At 38.9% G+C, this 14244-nt stretch carries 18 protein-coding genes; 9 read left to right on the top strand and 9 right to left on the bottom strand.

Going from position 1 to position 14244, the window contains the following annotated elements:
* Positions 1–3: 3 nt before the first annotated feature.
* On the bottom strand, positions 4–561 hold the full coding sequence (gene gldI, locus ACULLG_RS14505; protein WP_452127519.1) for a gliding motility-associated peptidyl-prolyl isomerase GldI: 558 nt from the start codon (positions 559–561) through the stop codon (positions 4–6).
* Positions 558–1574, bottom strand: coding sequence for a DHH family phosphoesterase (locus ACULLG_RS14500; RefSeq protein WP_452127518.1), 1017 nt, complete (start codon positions 1572–1574; stop codon positions 558–560). Before ACULLG_RS14500 ends, gldI begins: the two co-directional genes overlap by 4 nt.
* A gap of 263 nt (positions 1575–1837) precedes the next feature.
* Here ACULLG_RS14500 and ACULLG_RS14495 point away from each other — a divergent pair, with 263 nt between their 5' ends.
* Both ACULLG_RS14495 and ACULLG_RS14490 read left to right on the top strand, forming a co-directional pair.
* Complete coding sequence (locus ACULLG_RS14495) at positions 1838–2257, top strand: nucleoside-diphosphate kinase (RefSeq protein ID WP_452127517.1); 420 nt, start codon at positions 1838–1840, stop codon at positions 2255–2257.
* A gap of 95 nt (positions 2258–2352) precedes the next feature.
* Positions 2353–2883: a GNAT family N-acetyltransferase gene (locus tag ACULLG_RS14490; protein WP_452127516.1), complete on the top strand. Its 531-nt coding sequence runs from the start codon at positions 2353–2355 to the stop codon at positions 2881–2883.
* 33 nt (positions 2884–2916) lie between these two features.
* Here the strand turns inward: ACULLG_RS14490 and ACULLG_RS14485 are convergent, their stop codons facing one another.
* The 4 genes from ACULLG_RS14485 to recF are packed head-to-tail and all read right to left on the bottom strand — an operon-like array spanning position 2917 to position 5233.
* Positions 2917–3426: a GNAT family N-acetyltransferase gene (locus ACULLG_RS14485; RefSeq protein ID WP_452127515.1), complete on the bottom strand. Its 510-nt coding sequence runs from the start codon at positions 3424–3426 to the stop codon at positions 2917–2919.
* A 7-nt stretch (positions 3427–3433) separates the two neighbouring features.
* Positions 3434–3730: a DUF721 domain-containing protein gene (locus ACULLG_RS14480; RefSeq protein ID WP_452127514.1), complete on the bottom strand. Its 297-nt coding sequence runs from the start codon at positions 3728–3730 to the stop codon at positions 3434–3436.
* Complete coding sequence (locus ACULLG_RS14475; protein ID WP_452127513.1) at positions 3730–4152, bottom strand: hypothetical protein; 423 nt, start codon at positions 4150–4152, stop codon at positions 3730–3732. The genes ACULLG_RS14480 and ACULLG_RS14475 overlap by 1 nt, the downstream gene beginning before the upstream one ends.
* Position 4153: 1 nt before the next feature.
* Positions 4154–5233 carry a DNA replication/repair protein RecF gene (gene recF / locus ACULLG_RS14470; protein WP_452127512.1) on the bottom strand — a complete coding sequence of 360 codons (1080 nt, stop codon included), beginning with the start codon at positions 5231–5233 and terminating at the stop codon, positions 4154–4156.
* Between the two features lie 126 nt (positions 5234–5359).
* Here recF and ACULLG_RS14465 point away from each other — a divergent pair, with 126 nt between their 5' ends.
* From ACULLG_RS14465 to ACULLG_RS14435, 7 genes are all read left to right on the top strand, one after another.
* A complete protein-coding gene (locus tag ACULLG_RS14465) occupies positions 5360–6118 on the top strand; it encodes a tetratricopeptide repeat protein (RefSeq protein WP_452127511.1) in 759 nt (252 codons plus the stop codon).
* Positions 6119–6124: 6 nt separating this feature from the next.
* The gene (gene ribH / locus ACULLG_RS14460; RefSeq protein ID WP_452127510.1) at positions 6125–6607 is read left to right on the top strand and encodes a 6,7-dimethyl-8-ribityllumazine synthase; all 483 of its coding nucleotides are present in this window, start codon (positions 6125–6127) and stop codon (positions 6605–6607) included.
* A gap of 150 nt (positions 6608–6757) precedes the next feature.
* Positions 6758–7042, top strand: coding sequence for a riboflavin synthase subunit beta (locus tag ACULLG_RS14455; RefSeq protein ID WP_452127509.1), 285 nt, complete (start codon positions 6758–6760; stop codon positions 7040–7042).
* On the top strand, positions 7042–8889 hold the full coding sequence (mutL, locus tag ACULLG_RS14450) for a DNA mismatch repair endonuclease MutL (RefSeq protein ID WP_452127508.1): 1848 nt from the start codon (positions 7042–7044) through the stop codon (positions 8887–8889). The genes ACULLG_RS14455 and mutL overlap by 1 nt, the downstream gene beginning before the upstream one ends.
* Positions 8890–9624, top strand: coding sequence for a rhomboid family intramembrane serine protease (locus ACULLG_RS14445; RefSeq protein WP_452127507.1), 735 nt, complete (start codon positions 8890–8892; stop codon positions 9622–9624). It abuts the gene before it with no gap.
* Between the two features lie 3 nt (positions 9625–9627).
* Entirely contained in the window at positions 9628–10491 is an 864-nt protein-coding gene (locus ACULLG_RS14440; protein ID WP_452127506.1) for a rhomboid family intramembrane serine protease, read from the top strand.
* 63 nt (positions 10492–10554) lie between these two features.
* On the top strand, positions 10555–11526 hold the full coding sequence (locus ACULLG_RS14435) for an endonuclease/exonuclease/phosphatase family protein (protein ID WP_452127505.1): 972 nt from the start codon (positions 10555–10557) through the stop codon (positions 11524–11526).
* Here ACULLG_RS14435 and ACULLG_RS14430 read toward each other — a convergent pair.
* From ACULLG_RS14430 to lepB, 3 genes are read right to left on the bottom strand one after another with little or no spacing between them, the layout of a single operon-like run.
* The gene (locus ACULLG_RS14430; RefSeq protein ID WP_452127504.1) at positions 11515–11823 is read right to left on the bottom strand and encodes a DUF6122 family protein; all 309 of its coding nucleotides are present in this window, start codon (positions 11821–11823) and stop codon (positions 11515–11517) included. The genes ACULLG_RS14435 and ACULLG_RS14430 overlap by 12 nt on opposite strands.
* Positions 11816–12451, bottom strand: a complete 636-nt coding sequence (locus ACULLG_RS14425) for a WbqC family protein (RefSeq protein WP_452127503.1) — start codon at positions 12449–12451, stop codon at positions 11816–11818. The genes ACULLG_RS14430 and ACULLG_RS14425 overlap by 8 nt, the downstream gene beginning before the upstream one ends.
* A gap of 52 nt (positions 12452–12503) precedes the next feature.
* Positions 12504–14207, bottom strand: coding sequence for a signal peptidase I (gene lepB / locus ACULLG_RS14420; RefSeq protein ID WP_452127502.1), 1704 nt, complete (start codon positions 14205–14207; stop codon positions 12504–12506).
* Positions 14208–14244 lie beyond the last annotated feature (37 nt).

Here is a 14244-nt window from a genome sequence, read left to right as displayed (position 1 = left end):
TATTCATGGTTTAAGATTTAAGCTATCTTGATTTATAATGATTGTATGTAATTCGATTGTTGATTTTAAAGGTGTAATGGGGCCAATTTTGTCCCCGTCCCCATGATAGCCATAAGCTTGCAACGATGGGAATAAAAAGGTGGCCCGTTCATTGATTTTGAGCAATTTTACGGCATTTTGTAATCCTGGAAATAATTGTTCCTTGTCAACAACATAGGATTTTGGGCCTATTTCTTCGGCGGAATACAAAGTGTCATTATCCATCGTGAGCAGATTGTAGGAGAACAAGATTTGGTCATCTGTTTTTGGGAAATAGGCAGATTCCTCATTTTTATTTTCAAAATAATACCAAAATCCATTTGAACTTGTAAGGTATGAATGAATGGTATCTTGAGCTATGATTTCCTGAATCAGTTTTTCCTCTTTGGCCAACAGCGCTTTGTTCCGTTCCACAGATTCTTTAAAAAAGCTTCCTGATTTTACCTTCACAGGTCTTCGGGGTTCGGGACCGCCACAACCCACAACAATAAATAGTAAAGTAAGAAGCGTCAGGATTCTCATGGATTCAATTGCGATTTATAGGTTTTAAGGATTGTGTTGAAATTCTCGATGGTCGCATCCATATGATCATCACTTCGACCTCCTGCAGCATTGTCATGCCCGCCACCGTTGAAGTGCTTTCTGGCAAATTCGTTCACTGAAAAATCACCAACAGAGCGAAAGGAAATCTTTATAATACCTTCTTCCTTGTTTTCAATAAAAATCACAGCGAAAATAATCCCTTCCAATGTCAGGCCGTAATTTACAAAACCTTCGGTATCCCCTTTTTTAAAATCATGGGCATCCAGTTCATCTTGGGTGATGGTAATGTAAGCCGTTTTGTATTCAGGCAGAATGACCATATTGCTCAATGCAACACCCAAAAGATGTAAGCGTGAAGGAGAGTTGGTATCAAAAACTTGTTGATGGATTTGCATATTATCGGCACCGCGATCTATTAAATCTGCCACTACCTTGTGTGTCCTACTCGATGTGGAACGATATTTAAAGGACCCGGTATCGGTCATGATACCAGTATACAGATTGGTGGCAATCTCTTCATCAATTTTATCCAATCCACCCAAATACTCAATGAAATTGTAGACCATTTCACAGGTGGAGCTCATGGTCACGTCGGAATAGGTAACCCGTGCATAATCTTTTGGCTGCTGATGGTGGTCGATCATGATGAAATCAGCTTCCTTTTCTTCAAGGATGGCATGCAGTTGCCCCGTTCTGGACAGGTCATTGAAATCCAATGTGAAGACCACAGTGGCTTCTTCCAACCATTTTTTAGCCTGTGAGTTTTCTTTTTCAAAATTAAGGACCACCTCATTATTGGGCATCCATTTCAAAAATTTGGGATAATCGTTTGGAGTGATAACCGCGGCTTTATGATCAAGGGATTTAAGATATCCGTACAGCCCCAAGCAGGAGCCCATGGCATCACCATCCGGGTTTTTATGGGGTATGATAACAATCTTTTGGGGTTGGGAAAGAATCGACTTTACCGTCGCAATGTCCTCTAAATTCATGCCGGCAAAGATACAATTTATGGCATAGCTAACCTATAGTGATTGAAATTTCAAGTTCAACATTTAGTATGCAATATTCAAAACTCAAATTCCAAACTACAGAATTGTTCAGTTTTCATATTTCATAAATTCCTGCATTTTCAAATCAACAAATTAATAAATTCAAAATATGTGAAGGATTCGTCAAGAATTTGATCTGGCATAGCAACTACCATTTGCCCGTTGCTCGAAAAAGTGTAAGTTTGCGCAAAATTTTAAAAAAGATGACTGGAAATAGAACATTTACCATGATTAAGCCAGATGCTGTTGAAAATGGCCATATTGGTGCAATTTTGGAAAAAATCACTGCTGCAGGATTCAAAATTGTGGCTATGAAATATACACAACTGAGCAAGAGGGATGCCCGGGAATTCTATGCCATCCACAAAGAGCGTCCTTTCTTTGGTGAATTGGTCGATTTTATGACTAGAGGTCCAATTGTCGCCGCTATCTTGGAGAAAGACAATGCTGTTGATGATTTTCGTGCATTGATTGGTGCTACAAACCCTGCTGAAGCTGCTGAAGGTACCATTCGTAAACTATATGCGACCAGTATCGGTGAAAATGCAGTACATGGTTCTGATAGTGATGAAAATGCTGCTATTGAGGGCGCTTTCCATTTTTCTGGAAGGGAAGTTTTTTAATAAAAAGGAAATATTATATCAAAAGCTGCTCAATTAGAGCGGCTTTTTTTGTTTCAATAAAACCCAATATCTTGTTTTCTTGTTAATGCGTTGCAATGATGGAAATCGTCTCCACAAAAACTAAAATTTTGTCCTTTGAAGACCGTCAAAGGCTATATCAAATTTTGATATATGCTTATGCTGAAACCGAGAAAGAAATTTGGGGTGAAAATTATCCCCGTATTTCGTTCAATGATTTTAATGGGTTGGTCGATAAAGGTGAAATCTTGGTTGCATACCATGAAGGTTTGGTGGTAGGCGGAATTCGATATTATAAACTGACTCCTGATGTTTTTGGATTTGGACTACTGTGCGCTGACCTTGATAAAAGTGGTTTGGGAATCGGTCGTGCTTTGATCAATGCCGTTGAGGAAATAACCACTACAAATGGGATAAAAACCATTAGAATCGAGATTTTGAGACCTAAAGACTCAGAAGTTGAGTTCAAAACCAGAATAAGTAAATGGTATCAGGGTATGGGGTATGCGTACACATATTCAAAGGATTTCGTTGAAGTGGATCCTGATAAGGCGCCTGACCTTATAACACCAAGTTGCTTTGATTTCTATGAAAAATTGATGCATTAGACCGCAATCGAAAAACTTACTGTTGGCCTGTTTTTAAGTTGAAAAAAGAAGCAGAAGTTCCCCATTGTCCTTTTTTGGTTCGATTGTTCCAGAATTCTTCAACCCTATTTTAGTGAGAAGCTTTTGTGATTTAATATTTTCGGGGGCGGTGATACCTAGAATGGAATCTAAATTTAGTTTCTGTTGCCCATATTTTAATAAAGTGATACAAGCCTCATACGTATACCCTTTCCCTTCAAAAGCGGGTAAAATTGCAAACCCAATATCTGGATGGTCCAGGTAATCCCGTTTTACAAAGCCACAAATGCCAATGGGTTGCAAAGATGCTTTTAAACACATTTTGTAAAGACCATATCCATTGTTGTTATAAGAGGAAATTAAGCTCGATTTGATATAATTTTCTGCATGTTTTTCGGTTTTAACACCTCTGTCGCCTATAAATTCAAGCCAATTAGGACTGTTCAACAAATTTTTGAAAAATTTGGAATCTTCAATTTCTGCTTCTGCAATGATCAATCTTTCCGTTTCAACAATTATTTTCATTGCCTTTTTATCGTAACACCAACTTTTTTATAAGCTCTTTTTTAAGTTCTTCATTGAGCATTGCAATTATTTTGGATTTTCCCAGGCTCAATTCTTCACGTAGCACGGAGGAGGAAAGAGATACATACAGCGTTTCATTTTTGAGTTCCACCGAGTTAGTGTAATTGTTTACCCCATTACCCATAAGTTTTTCCCATGCTCCCTTGGCATCGACCTTATCCATGCCTTTTTGAAGCTTATTTTCTTTGATAAACTCGTTTAGAGCTTCACCTAGCGGTAGATGGGAATTGTGTCTTTTGGCCATTATTTTGGAATTGTAATGGGTTCGTAGCGTTTATATGAATATAAAATGCCATCATTGTTCCGAACTGAAAAAGACATTGAATCCAAATGGGTCAAGGTTTCTTCCCAATCACTAAATTCATTGGAATATTGTAATATGAAAAAGGCTTCACCTTGAACTACTTTCAATAATTCCACATCATGAGAGGTTTCATAGCTTCCATTAAACTTGGGTTTTAGTTTTTTTCGAAAGCCCTGTTTGTTTTCCAATTGTATAAAATCAATACTCGGGTTGATGGTATATTTTTTTTCGGACCCATCGGGAAATGTGACCTCGGAAATTTCCCAATATCCGTTTAAATAATTGAGTTGTTCCTCGGAAACCAGTTCTTTCTTGCATCCCAACAACACTAAAACAGCGAAAAAAAGCACTATTTTCTTCATGTTACAAGGTAAAGATTTTATAGCTCTGGCGAATATTTTTAACTACATTTTCCGTTCGCTCCGCATGGGTATCACTGATAAAGATCTGACCAAAATTATCATTGTCCACCAAGCCAACGATTTGAGAAACCCGATTTTCGTCCAATTTGTCAAAAATATCATCCAATAACAAGATAGGGGTGGTTTTGGCTTGTTCTTTTATGAAATGGAACTGCGCCAATTTCAATGCAATCAAAAAAGATTTTTGCTGTCCCTGACTTCCAAACTTTTTAATCGGGTGACCGGCAATGGTAAAGCTGAGGTCGTCTTTATGTATACCCACACTGGTGTATTGTAATGCTCGGTCCTTGTCAATGGAGTCTTCTAAAAGATCAATCAAGCTTATTTCGGTTAGCTGACTTTGGTAGGACAACATGATCTGCTCATCTTTTTCAGAAATGTGGGCATACTGCTCTTGAAATATTGGAATGAAGGAAGAGATGAAGTCAACCCTTTTTTTATGGATCTCCGTGCCCAACAAATGCAATTGTTCGTTATAAACCACCAAAGTGTCTTGGTCGAAGGTATTGTTGGCCACAAAATATTTCAACAGGGAATTTCGCTGTACCAAAACCTTATTGTACTTGATCAGTGTTTGGAGGTATGCCTTATCGGATTGGGAAATGACACCATCAATGAATTTTCTTCGGGTATCGCTGCCCTCAATGATCAAATCACGATCAGACGGTGAAATAATTACCAAAGGTAAAAAGCCAATATGCTCTGAAAATTTCTCATAGGCCTTACCATTTCGCTTGATGACCTTTTTTAACCCGCGTTTAAAACTGCAGATAATCTTTTCTGTACGTCCGTCCTTTTCAAATTCACCCTCGATTACAAAAAAATCGGTGTTGTGCTTTATGTTTTGGGTAGTTACCGGATTGAAGTAGCTTTTTCCAAAAGAAAGGTGGTAAATGGCGTCTAGGATGTTTGTCTTTCCAACCCCATTATCCCCGACCAAACAGTTGATTACAGGGTCGAAATCCAGAACCTTGGAATCAAAATTTTTGTAATTAACTAAGGATAAGTGCTTTAAAAACATAAAAATATAAAGAAGAATGCTGTTTCAAATGGCCTGGTGGTCAGTTAAAGATTCCAAAAATAACGAATAAATTACCTTTTGGTTTTGGATAAAAACTTTATTTTTGCGCGATTAATAAAATCTAGAATGGCAACATACAAGAAGCGAGGCTTTAAGCCAAAAAATAAGGCTGAGGAAGCTCAACTGGACGAACAGAGTACAACGGCGGAAGTATTTAATACTTTAGATGAAAGTGCTTCCAAAACCGAAGCTTGGGTTCAGCGAAACCAAAATTATATTTTGGGTGCCATTGGTGCCATTGCTTTGGGTGTTCTGGGTTATTTGGGATACAACGAGTTTATCCAAAAACCAAAAGAAGCATCTGCGGCCAATGAACTTTTTTATCCACAACAATATTTTGACCAAGCCTTGACCAACGAGACAGCAAAAGATTCGTTGTTTACGTTGGCCTTGAACGGAGCGGAAGGTAAGTATGGATTTTTGGATATAATTGAAGAGTATAAAGGAACAAAAGCAGCCAATTTGGCCCAATATTCTGCGGGTATGACCTATTTGAACCTGCAGCAATATGATAACGCCATTTCCCATTTGGAAAGCTTTTCTTCTGATGATGCGGTTTTGGGTGCTATGGCCAAAGGAGGAATTGGAGATGCCTTTTCGCAATTGGATCAACCAGAAGACGCTTTGGACTACTATGAAAAAGCAATAGCGCACAGCGCCAACGAATTTACTACACCAAGATTTTTATATAAGGCCGGAATCATTGCCATTGATCTTGGTCAAAAAGACAAAGCTCTTGGTTTTTTTGAGCGAATCAAAGATGAGTTTTCAGCTTCCCAAGAAGCAAATGGTATCGACGCGCTTATCGGGTTGACCAAAAACTAAAGCATAATGGCCACCGAGAACAAGAACTTATCGGCCTATGATAAGACCACAATCCCAAATGCGAAGTCTCTTCGGTTTGGGATTGTTGTTTCAGAATGGAATGAAACCATTACCGAAGGACTTTACAAAGGAGCAGAAGATGCGCTTTTGGATTGCGGGGCATTACCTGAAAATATAGTTCGTTGGAATGTACCCGGAAGTTTTGAACTTACTTTTGGATGCAAAAAGATGGTGTCCACGCAAAACCTTGATGCTGTTATTGCCATTGGAAGCGTAATTCGCGGAGAGACCAGCCATTTCGATTTTGTGTGTTCCGCCGCTGCCCAAGGAATAAAAGATTTGAATCTTCAATGTGATACTCCCGTTATTTTCTGTGTATTGACTGACAACACCATGCAACAGGCGATAGACCGAAGTGGCGGTAAACATGGTAATAAAGGAGCCGAGGCTGCAATCGCTGCCATTAAGATGGCCGTCCTAGGGAACTAAGTTCAAACTTTAACTTCAAGCTCAAGTACAATATTGAACTTAAATTTTGGACTTGCACTTAAACTTCGACCCTGTTAACATTTTTTGGCAGTAAGGAGCAATCCCGTTTTTCGATTTTAAGTACCTTTGAGGTTACACGAAAAGGATGCCATGCGAAATTTTCTAAAACTTAGAAAAAATAGGACGTACGATTACTCACCAAGGTATTACAAGGGCGAAGGCAATCCATATAAAATAGAACACAAACTAGATAAATTTAGAAGTACTGCACATACACAAAGAGGTCTAAAAAATAAATTTTCCTCCGCTGTTGATGACCTAAAAACAGAAGGCGATAAGAACCTAAAACTTCGTTTTCTTATTATCGTGGCAGTTTTGATATTGTTGTTTTTGTACATCATCGACTTTGATTTATCCATATTCCTAAATCCCTAATGGCTGACATCATTAAACTTTTGCCAGACCATGTTGCCAACCAAATTGCAGCAGGGGAAGTGGTTCAGCGACCGGCTTCGGTGGTTAAGGAGCTATTGGAAAATGCCATTGACGCAGGAGCTCATTTGATAAAGCTCATTGTTAAAGACGGGGGCAAAACCTTGATTCAGGTTGTGGATAATGGTGTTGGCATGAGTGAGACCGATGCACGGCTCTCTTTTGAGAGACATGCCACATCCAAAATTTCATGTGCCGAAGATTTATTTAATCTGGAAACCAAAGGTTTTCGAGGAGAAGCCTTGGCCTCCATTGCTGCTATAGCCCATGTTGATATGCAAACCCGTACCGAAAATTCGGAAGTCGGGAGCCATATCAAAATAGAGGGCAGTAAAATTGTTTCCCAAGAGGTTGTGGCTTCGCCAAAAGGCACCTCCATTTCGGTTAAAAATCTGTTTTTTAATATTCCGGCACGGCGCAATTTTCTAAAATCCAATCAGGTTGAACTCAGGCATATTACAGATGAGTTCCATCGGGTGGCCCTGGTACACCCACAAATCGAATTCCATTTTTATAATAATGGTTCTGAGATTTTTAATCTGCCAATTACAAAACACAGACAGCGTATAGTCCACGTGTTTGGAAGTCGAATGAAGGATCGTTTGGTGCCTGTTAACGAAGAGACCGAGGTAGTCAAAATTTCTGGTTTTGTGTGCAAACCCGAATTTGCAAAAAAAAGTAGGGGAGAACAGTTTTACTTTGCGAACAATAGATTCATAAAAAGTCCATATTTGCATCATGCGGTGGTCGCCGCTTTTGAAGGGCTGATTAAAACCGACCATTATCCAGGCTATTTCTTGTTTTTGGAAGTAGATCCGGCATCCATCGATATTAACATCCACCCAACAAAAACAGAGGTTAAGTTTGATGATGAAAATACCCTTTATGCCATTCTTAGATCTACAATTAAGCATAGCTTGGGTCAGTTTAATGTCGCCCCTATTTTGGATTTTGAGCACGACCCCAACATGGACACTCCATATGCTTACAAAGAAAAAGCGGCTGTGCTTCCCCAAGTATCGGTGGATCCGTCCTTTAATCCCTTTCAGCCAAGTGGCAATAAACCTCTGGGAAAAACATCCTACCAAAAACCAGATGTAAAAGGTTGGGAAAACTTATATGAAGGTTTAACTCCTCCTTTGGAGAACGATAACTTCAGCAGTGTTGAAATTGAATCGGAAACAGGGGTGCAAGGCACCTTTTATGCTGATGATACGGACGAAACACCAGCTGCGGTCACATTTCAATTGCGACGCAAGTATGTTGTGAGCACCATTAAATCTGGGATGTTGGTCATTAACCAAAACCGGGCTCATGAGCGTGTTCTTTTTGAAAAGTTTTTGAGAGAGATTACGGTAAAGGAGGGTGTAAGCCAGCAATTGCTCTTTCCCTTGGAACTTCCATTTTCACATCAGGAAAGGGTTATTTTAAAAGAAATAAAAGAAAGTTTGTCCAACGTCGGTTTTATGTTTGAAACTTTGGACGAAGAAACGGTAAAAGTGACAGGCGTGCCCTTGGCGGTTTCAGAAAGCGGAATTGGCACGGTATTGGATCGCCTAATATCGGATTACAAAGAAGGATTTGAAGGTACAGGGATTTCACAGGCTGAATTATTGGCCAAAACCTTGTCAAAAAATTTGGCGGTAAAAACAGGCGAAGTTCTGGATCATGAATCACAGATGGCATTGGTAAACGATTTATTTGCTTGCAAGGAGCCCAGCTTGAGTCCGTTTCAAAAAATTACATATACTATTATCTCCGAAGGAGATATCGAAAAAAAACTGAACTAAATGGGAAGATTGACCGAGGCAGTAAAACATATATTGATCATAAATGTGATCTTGTTTTTTGCCACGCAAATTTATGGGGACCAAATGTATCAATGGCTGTCGCTTTGGTTTCCCAAAAACGGAAACTTTCAATGGTGGCAGGTAGTGAGCCATATGTTTATGCATGGAAATCTGATGCATATTCTTTTTAATATGTATGCTTTATGGGCCTTTGGGACACCTCTGGAACGTGTTTGGGGTAGAAATAAATTTTTGTTTTTCTACTTTTCAGCAGGGCTTGGTTCTGCATTGTTACATACTGGAGTGAATTATTATTTGTTTAGTGAAGGACTTAATGCACTCGTCAATGCGGGAATGACCGAACATCAGGTTTTGGATATAATTTCTCGAGGACAATATAGTCCGGATTGGTACAATATGGCGGACAGAGGTACAATTGAGAATTTTTTGAGCGCTTATAACACTCCAGTTGTTGGTGCATCTGGGGCTATCTATGGAATTTTGGTGGCTTTTGCCTTTATGTATTCTGAAGCAAGACTGATGTTGATATTTTTACCTGTTCCGATAAAAGCAAAGTATTTTGTACCCTTACTTTTGGCTGTCGACCTGTTTTTTGGAATAGGAAACGTAAATACAGGAATTGCACATTTTGCGCATATCGGCGGTGCATTGATCGGTTTTATTATGATGTGGTATTGGAAAAAGAATGAGTTTAACCAAAATCGATGGGATTGATCTATGCCAGAAGGACTTCAATATAATTTTGCTCGACTCAGCATTGCTGAGAAACTGATTGCTATTAATGTTTTGGTATTCATTCTTGATGGCCTGTCTTTGGCTTTGTTTGGAAACTCCGTGGTAAGGTGGTTTCAACTGCCACAAGATTTTATCGGATTTTTGGGCCAGCCCTGGTCGTTGGTGACCTATTCTTTTTTTCATGCTGGTATTGGGCATATTTTTTGGAATATGATCATGCTTTATTTTGCCGGGCGCATCTTTCTTAATCTTTTCGATAACCAAAGATTTTTGAATGTTTACTTTTTAGGGGTAATCATAGGTGGGGCGGTTTTCTTACTTAGTTATAATGTCTTTCCAACATTGTTGGATACTCAGACTGCCCTTGTTGGCGCTTCGGCGGGCGTAACTGCCGTTTTGATTTTTGTATGTGCTTATATTCCAAATCAAGAAGTACGCATTATTTTTTTCAATGTGAAACTTTGGCACGTGGGTGTCTTTTTTGTTTTGGTGGACTTGATTCAAATTCCATACGGAGGTAATGTTGGTGGACGTTTGGCTCATTTGGGTGGCGCTGCGTTGGGATATATTTATGCACGACAATTGCTGCAAGGAAATGATATTGGTGCAGGATTTACTAAACTCCGAAATGTGATTGCGCAACTTTTTAAACATCGGGAGAAAAAAGCCCCTATGAAAACCGTTTATAAAAAGCGGACAACGAAAAGTAAAAGTAAGGCCGAGTATGACAAAGAGGCCAACCAACGAAAAATTGACGCCATTTTAGATAAAATTAGCAAGTCGGGTTACGAAAGTTTATCCAAGGCAGAAAAGGATTTTTTGTTTAAAGCGGGTAAGGAGGACTGATCGGTGAAGAAATTGACTAACTTATGGAAAGTAACATTTTTCGCAATAAACATTTTTGTTGCGATGTTGTTGTTGCTCGTCAGTCTTTCCTCATATATCACCATTCAAGTCATTCCGTTGTTCGCGTTTTTGAGCTTGTTTGTCCCGGCACTTTTTCTTTTGAACCTGTTGTTCTTGGGGTATTGGGTCATTAAACGAAAAAAGAAATTCATTTGGTCTTTTTTGGCTATAGTTGTTGGTTACCTAATTTTTGGCTCATTTTATAAGATTGGAAATGTGGTCGAGAGCAAAGATGCCTTCGATTTAAAAATAATGACCTATAATGCTTGGGGATTTAATAAAAATAAATGGATAAAAGAAGCTGATGTTGGAGACCGGATCATTGATTTTGTGAAAGCAAATGACCCAGAAATTTTATGTATTCAAGAGCATCATAGAGCGCGATATAAACAATTACAGCAATATTCTTACAGAACGGAGACACCGAGGTCTGTTCCTAGAACCACTCAGGCAATATTTTCAAAATATCCCATAGTAGGAAAAGGGTCTTTGGACTTGCCAGGGACAACAAATAACATTATTTATGCCGATATTGTGGCGAAAAAAGATACCATTCGTGTTTATAATGTTCATTTGCAATCTTTTAAAATTGTGCCATCTTCCCAAACTTTTTCCGAAAAGCAAAACGAAAGAAATTATAGAAGATTGGTAATTACTTTCGAAAAACAACTGGAACAAGCAAAAATTTTCAAAGAGCATCTGGCCCAAAGTCCATATAGCAATATTGTTGGTGGAGACTTTAACAATACCCAGTTCTCCAATGTTTATCGAATATTGAAGGGAAACCTTCAAGACACCTTCCTCGAAAAAGGAAAGGGCTTTGGGAGAACATATAATTTGCTTGGCTTTCCCATACGAATCGATTATATCTTGGCTGATGAGGATTTTGAGGTCATTTCCCATCAGAACTTCGATGAAAATTTATCTGATCATTATCCTGTAATGGCAACGCTGCGACTTAAATCAGAGAAGTAGGCAATCAGCAATGTCCGCTGCAATATGAATGATCAATCCGAGGCCCAACAAGCGCATGCGTTTAAAGAAAGGTAATGCACAATAAACAAGGATGGCAATATGGCTGTGTAGCGGATGAAAACCAATACTACATCGGTTAGGGTCGAAAATGGGATTTGCCAATAGATGATCTAAATCAATCAACATACCCGCCATCAGTATAAGTAAAACTTCTACTTTTCTATCCTTAAAGAAAATAAAAACAATGAGGAGGGGAACTAGAAAGTGAATCCCATAATGGACAAAAAGCCTAAACATTTAAAAAATCCAAAGGTTGGTTCTTTAAATAGGCAAGTGCATTTGTTCCCTCATTAAACAGTAAATCCAAAATACTCAAATTGGGTACAAAACCATGTCGTTCTTCAAAAACTTGTGGATAAGCGTTCATTTCAATAGGTAATTTCTTTTTAGCCTCCACTAAAATTCGACGGTCATGATATTGTGTGGTTTTTTTTTCAAAAGAGGTCGTTTTGTTTGTTGAGACTTGAATTCCAATACAATCTGAAATAACTTGGATTGTTTTCAAATTAAAGTCGAAAAGCGAACTTGTAGTTCCTTGAAAAATGGGCTTCAAATCATCTTCATAAAACTCAAAAAAGGGAGAGGTCCTATATGCTGTTTCTAGGGTGCGCCAATGCAACTTTCGCCAAGTATAGCTATCGTCTATTTGGACTTCACTGTATTTCTGCCGGCCTTCCGACCCACCTACATGCTTAATCGGGATATTCAGCATGTGTTTTCCTCTGTCCGTGCAAATGTAACAGCGGTTTCTGTAGGTCTGTTTTTGAAAATTATCGTGTGCCTCCCAAACCACCTCTTTTTGGGCAATTATCGCAAATGTAGCTATGCTTGGGAAATAGGCTGGATGAAGCAGGATTTTAGACATACATTATGATTTCCTTCAAAACCGATAGTGTTTCTAAGGCCAAAAAATATAATCAATTTTTAACCTTCTTTCTTCGCTTTTTGATAAAATCAAAAATAAACCAACCGGCAATCACCATCAAAAAGTACTTGAAATAGGAAACAGGTTCGCCACTTCCCCCGACTGTTGTGAAAATTCGGTTCCAGCGAGGCCTCCAGCTTAACAATCCATCGTTGAAATTATCAAAACTCATCCAGAGGAATACGGGTTTTCCCACTATATGGTTGGCGGGTACATACCCCCATACCCTGCTATCTTCAGAATGATCTCGATTGTCACCCATCATCCAATAATAATCTTGTTTAAAGGTATACGAAGTGGCTTCTTGATCATTGATATAGACTTTTTGCCCCGAAACCTTAACATCGTTATGCTCATAATCCCGAATGATTTTTTTGTAAAGCGGGATTGTTCTGGAATTAATTTCTACCGTGGCACCTGCCTTTGGAAGGTAAATTGGCCCAAAATTATCATTGTTCCATGGATAAAGATTGGGTTTTTGTGGAAATGAACCGCCGTATGCCCCCTTAGGTTCCATGGTCTTTACTACAGAATCAATAGCAGGGTTGTTCCGAAGTGTTGTCACCATTTCATCGGTTAGATTGGCATTTCTGGATAAAGGTTTTTCTTCGGTCAAGGATAATCTCAACTGTCGTATCGCCTTGGTGGGTAAGCCTTTTTCATCTGTGATGATCTCAATTTTTCCATTTGCTCCCTGTCTTACACCGATAATCAAAGATGAAAGTGCATCCACCTGATTTTGGCTCATGCTATTTGCAATATATTTTCTAACATAATCGGTGGCCTCTACATCGGACAAAAACTTACTGGAAACCCCTTTTTTGGAATAAACGGTATAGTCGTACATAGGTTTGGCCCTATCGGAAAGTTGTAGTTTTTCACCATTGATATATACAAAACCGTCAATCACGGCCAATGAATCACCGGGTGTTCCTACGCACCGCTTTACATAATTGGATTTTTTATCAATTGGTTTTTCCACTTTTCGTTCCGCAACAAAAAATTGACGGACCGTATCTGCCGGCCAGCTGAACACTACAATGTCATTTTTCTTTACTTCATTAAAGCCAGGTAACCTAAAGAATGGGATTTGGGGTTTGTTCAAGTAAGATTTTGTTTTAACCAGTGGAAGCGTATCATGAACCATGGGTGCAGCAACGGCCGTCATTGGAACCCGGGCACCATAATGGAACTTGCTAACAAAAAGGAAATCACCGATACGAAGCGTCCGTTCCAGAGATGGGGTTGGTATCACATAGGGTTGAATAAAGTAGGTGTGCACAAATGTCGCGGCCACTATGGCAAAAACAATGGAACTTACCCACTCACCCAATCCGGTTTTTGGTTTTAGGTCACGATTTTCAATGTATGTGACATCTTCAGCATAGTTGATGTAATATATGTAAAAACCAAAGGTTAGTATTGCAGCCCACGTGTCTATAAGTTTGTTTTTTCCAAAGCTTCTAATGGTCTCTACCCAAACCACGGGGAACATCAATAAATTGATTATCGGAATAAACAGCAATAATACCCACCACCAAGGTCGGTTGATGATTTTCATCAATACAATACCATTATAAACCGGTATTGCGGCTTCCCATGCTTTTCTTCCAGCTTTTACATAGAGTTTCCAGGTTCCTAAAAAGTGAATTACTTGTATGATCAAAATAAATATGATCCACTGTGTTCCGTTCATAAGAAGTTTATTTTTTAGACTGAAAGTCTAAAGTGTT

Source organism: Flagellimonas sp. 2504JD1-5 (genome assembly GCF_053618295.1).
Note: the sequence above shows the minus strand (reverse complement) of the source record. Positions and strands in the feature narration are given on the sequence as shown.

Bases quoted from the DNA above. Each gene is read 5' to 3' on its own strand.
- ACULLG_RS14465 (WP_452127511.1), top strand. From the start codon at position 5,360: ATGGCAACATACAAGAAGCGAGGCTTTAAGCCAAAAAATAAGGCTGAG.
- lepB (WP_452127502.1), bottom strand. From the start codon at position 14,207: ATGAACGGAACACAGTGGATCATATTTATTTTGATCATACAAGTAATT.
- ACULLG_RS14430 (WP_452127504.1), bottom strand. From the start codon at position 11,823: ATGTTTAGGCTTTTTGTCCATTATGGGATTCACTTTCTAGTTCCCCTC.
- ACULLG_RS14425 (WP_452127503.1), bottom strand. From the start codon at position 12,451: ATGTCTAAAATCCTGCTTCATCCAGCCTATTTCCCAAGCATAGCTACA.
- ACULLG_RS14475 (WP_452127513.1), bottom strand. From the start codon at position 4,152: ATGAAGAAAATAGTGCTTTTTTTCGCTGTTTTAGTGTTGTTGGGATGC.
- ACULLG_RS14485 (WP_452127515.1), bottom strand. From the start codon at position 3,426: ATGAAAATAATTGTTGAAACGGAAAGATTGATCATTGCAGAAGCAGAA.
- ACULLG_RS14495 (WP_452127517.1), top strand. From the start codon at position 1,838: ATGACTGGAAATAGAACATTTACCATGATTAAGCCAGATGCTGTTGAA.
- ribH (WP_452127510.1), top strand. From the start codon at position 6,125: ATGGCCACCGAGAACAAGAACTTATCGGCCTATGATAAGACCACAATC.
- recF (WP_452127512.1), bottom strand. From the start codon at position 5,233: ATGTTTTTAAAGCACTTATCCTTAGTTAATTACAAAAATTTTGATTCC.
- gldI (WP_452127519.1), bottom strand. From the start codon at position 561: ATGAGAATCCTGACGCTTCTTACTTTACTATTTATTGTTGTGGGTTGT.
- ACULLG_RS14435 (WP_452127505.1), top strand. From the start codon at position 10,555: ATGTTGTTGTTGCTCGTCAGTCTTTCCTCATATATCACCATTCAAGTC.
- ACULLG_RS14500 (WP_452127518.1), bottom strand. From the start codon at position 1,574: ATGAATTTAGAGGACATTGCGACGGTAAAGTCGATTCTTTCCCAACCC.
- ACULLG_RS14445 (WP_452127507.1), top strand. From the start codon at position 8,890: ATGGGAAGATTGACCGAGGCAGTAAAACATATATTGATCATAAATGTG.
- ACULLG_RS14455 (WP_452127509.1), top strand. From the start codon at position 6,758: ATGCGAAATTTTCTAAAACTTAGAAAAAATAGGACGTACGATTACTCA.
- ACULLG_RS14490 (WP_452127516.1), top strand. From the start codon at position 2,353: ATGATGGAAATCGTCTCCACAAAAACTAAAATTTTGTCCTTTGAAGAC.
- ACULLG_RS14480 (WP_452127514.1), bottom strand. From the start codon at position 3,730: ATGGCCAAAAGACACAATTCCCATCTACCGCTAGGTGAAGCTCTAAAC.
- mutL (WP_452127508.1), top strand. From the start codon at position 7,042: ATGGCTGACATCATTAAACTTTTGCCAGACCATGTTGCCAACCAAATT.
- ACULLG_RS14440 (WP_452127506.1), top strand. From the start codon at position 9,628: ATGCCAGAAGGACTTCAATATAATTTTGCTCGACTCAGCATTGCTGAG.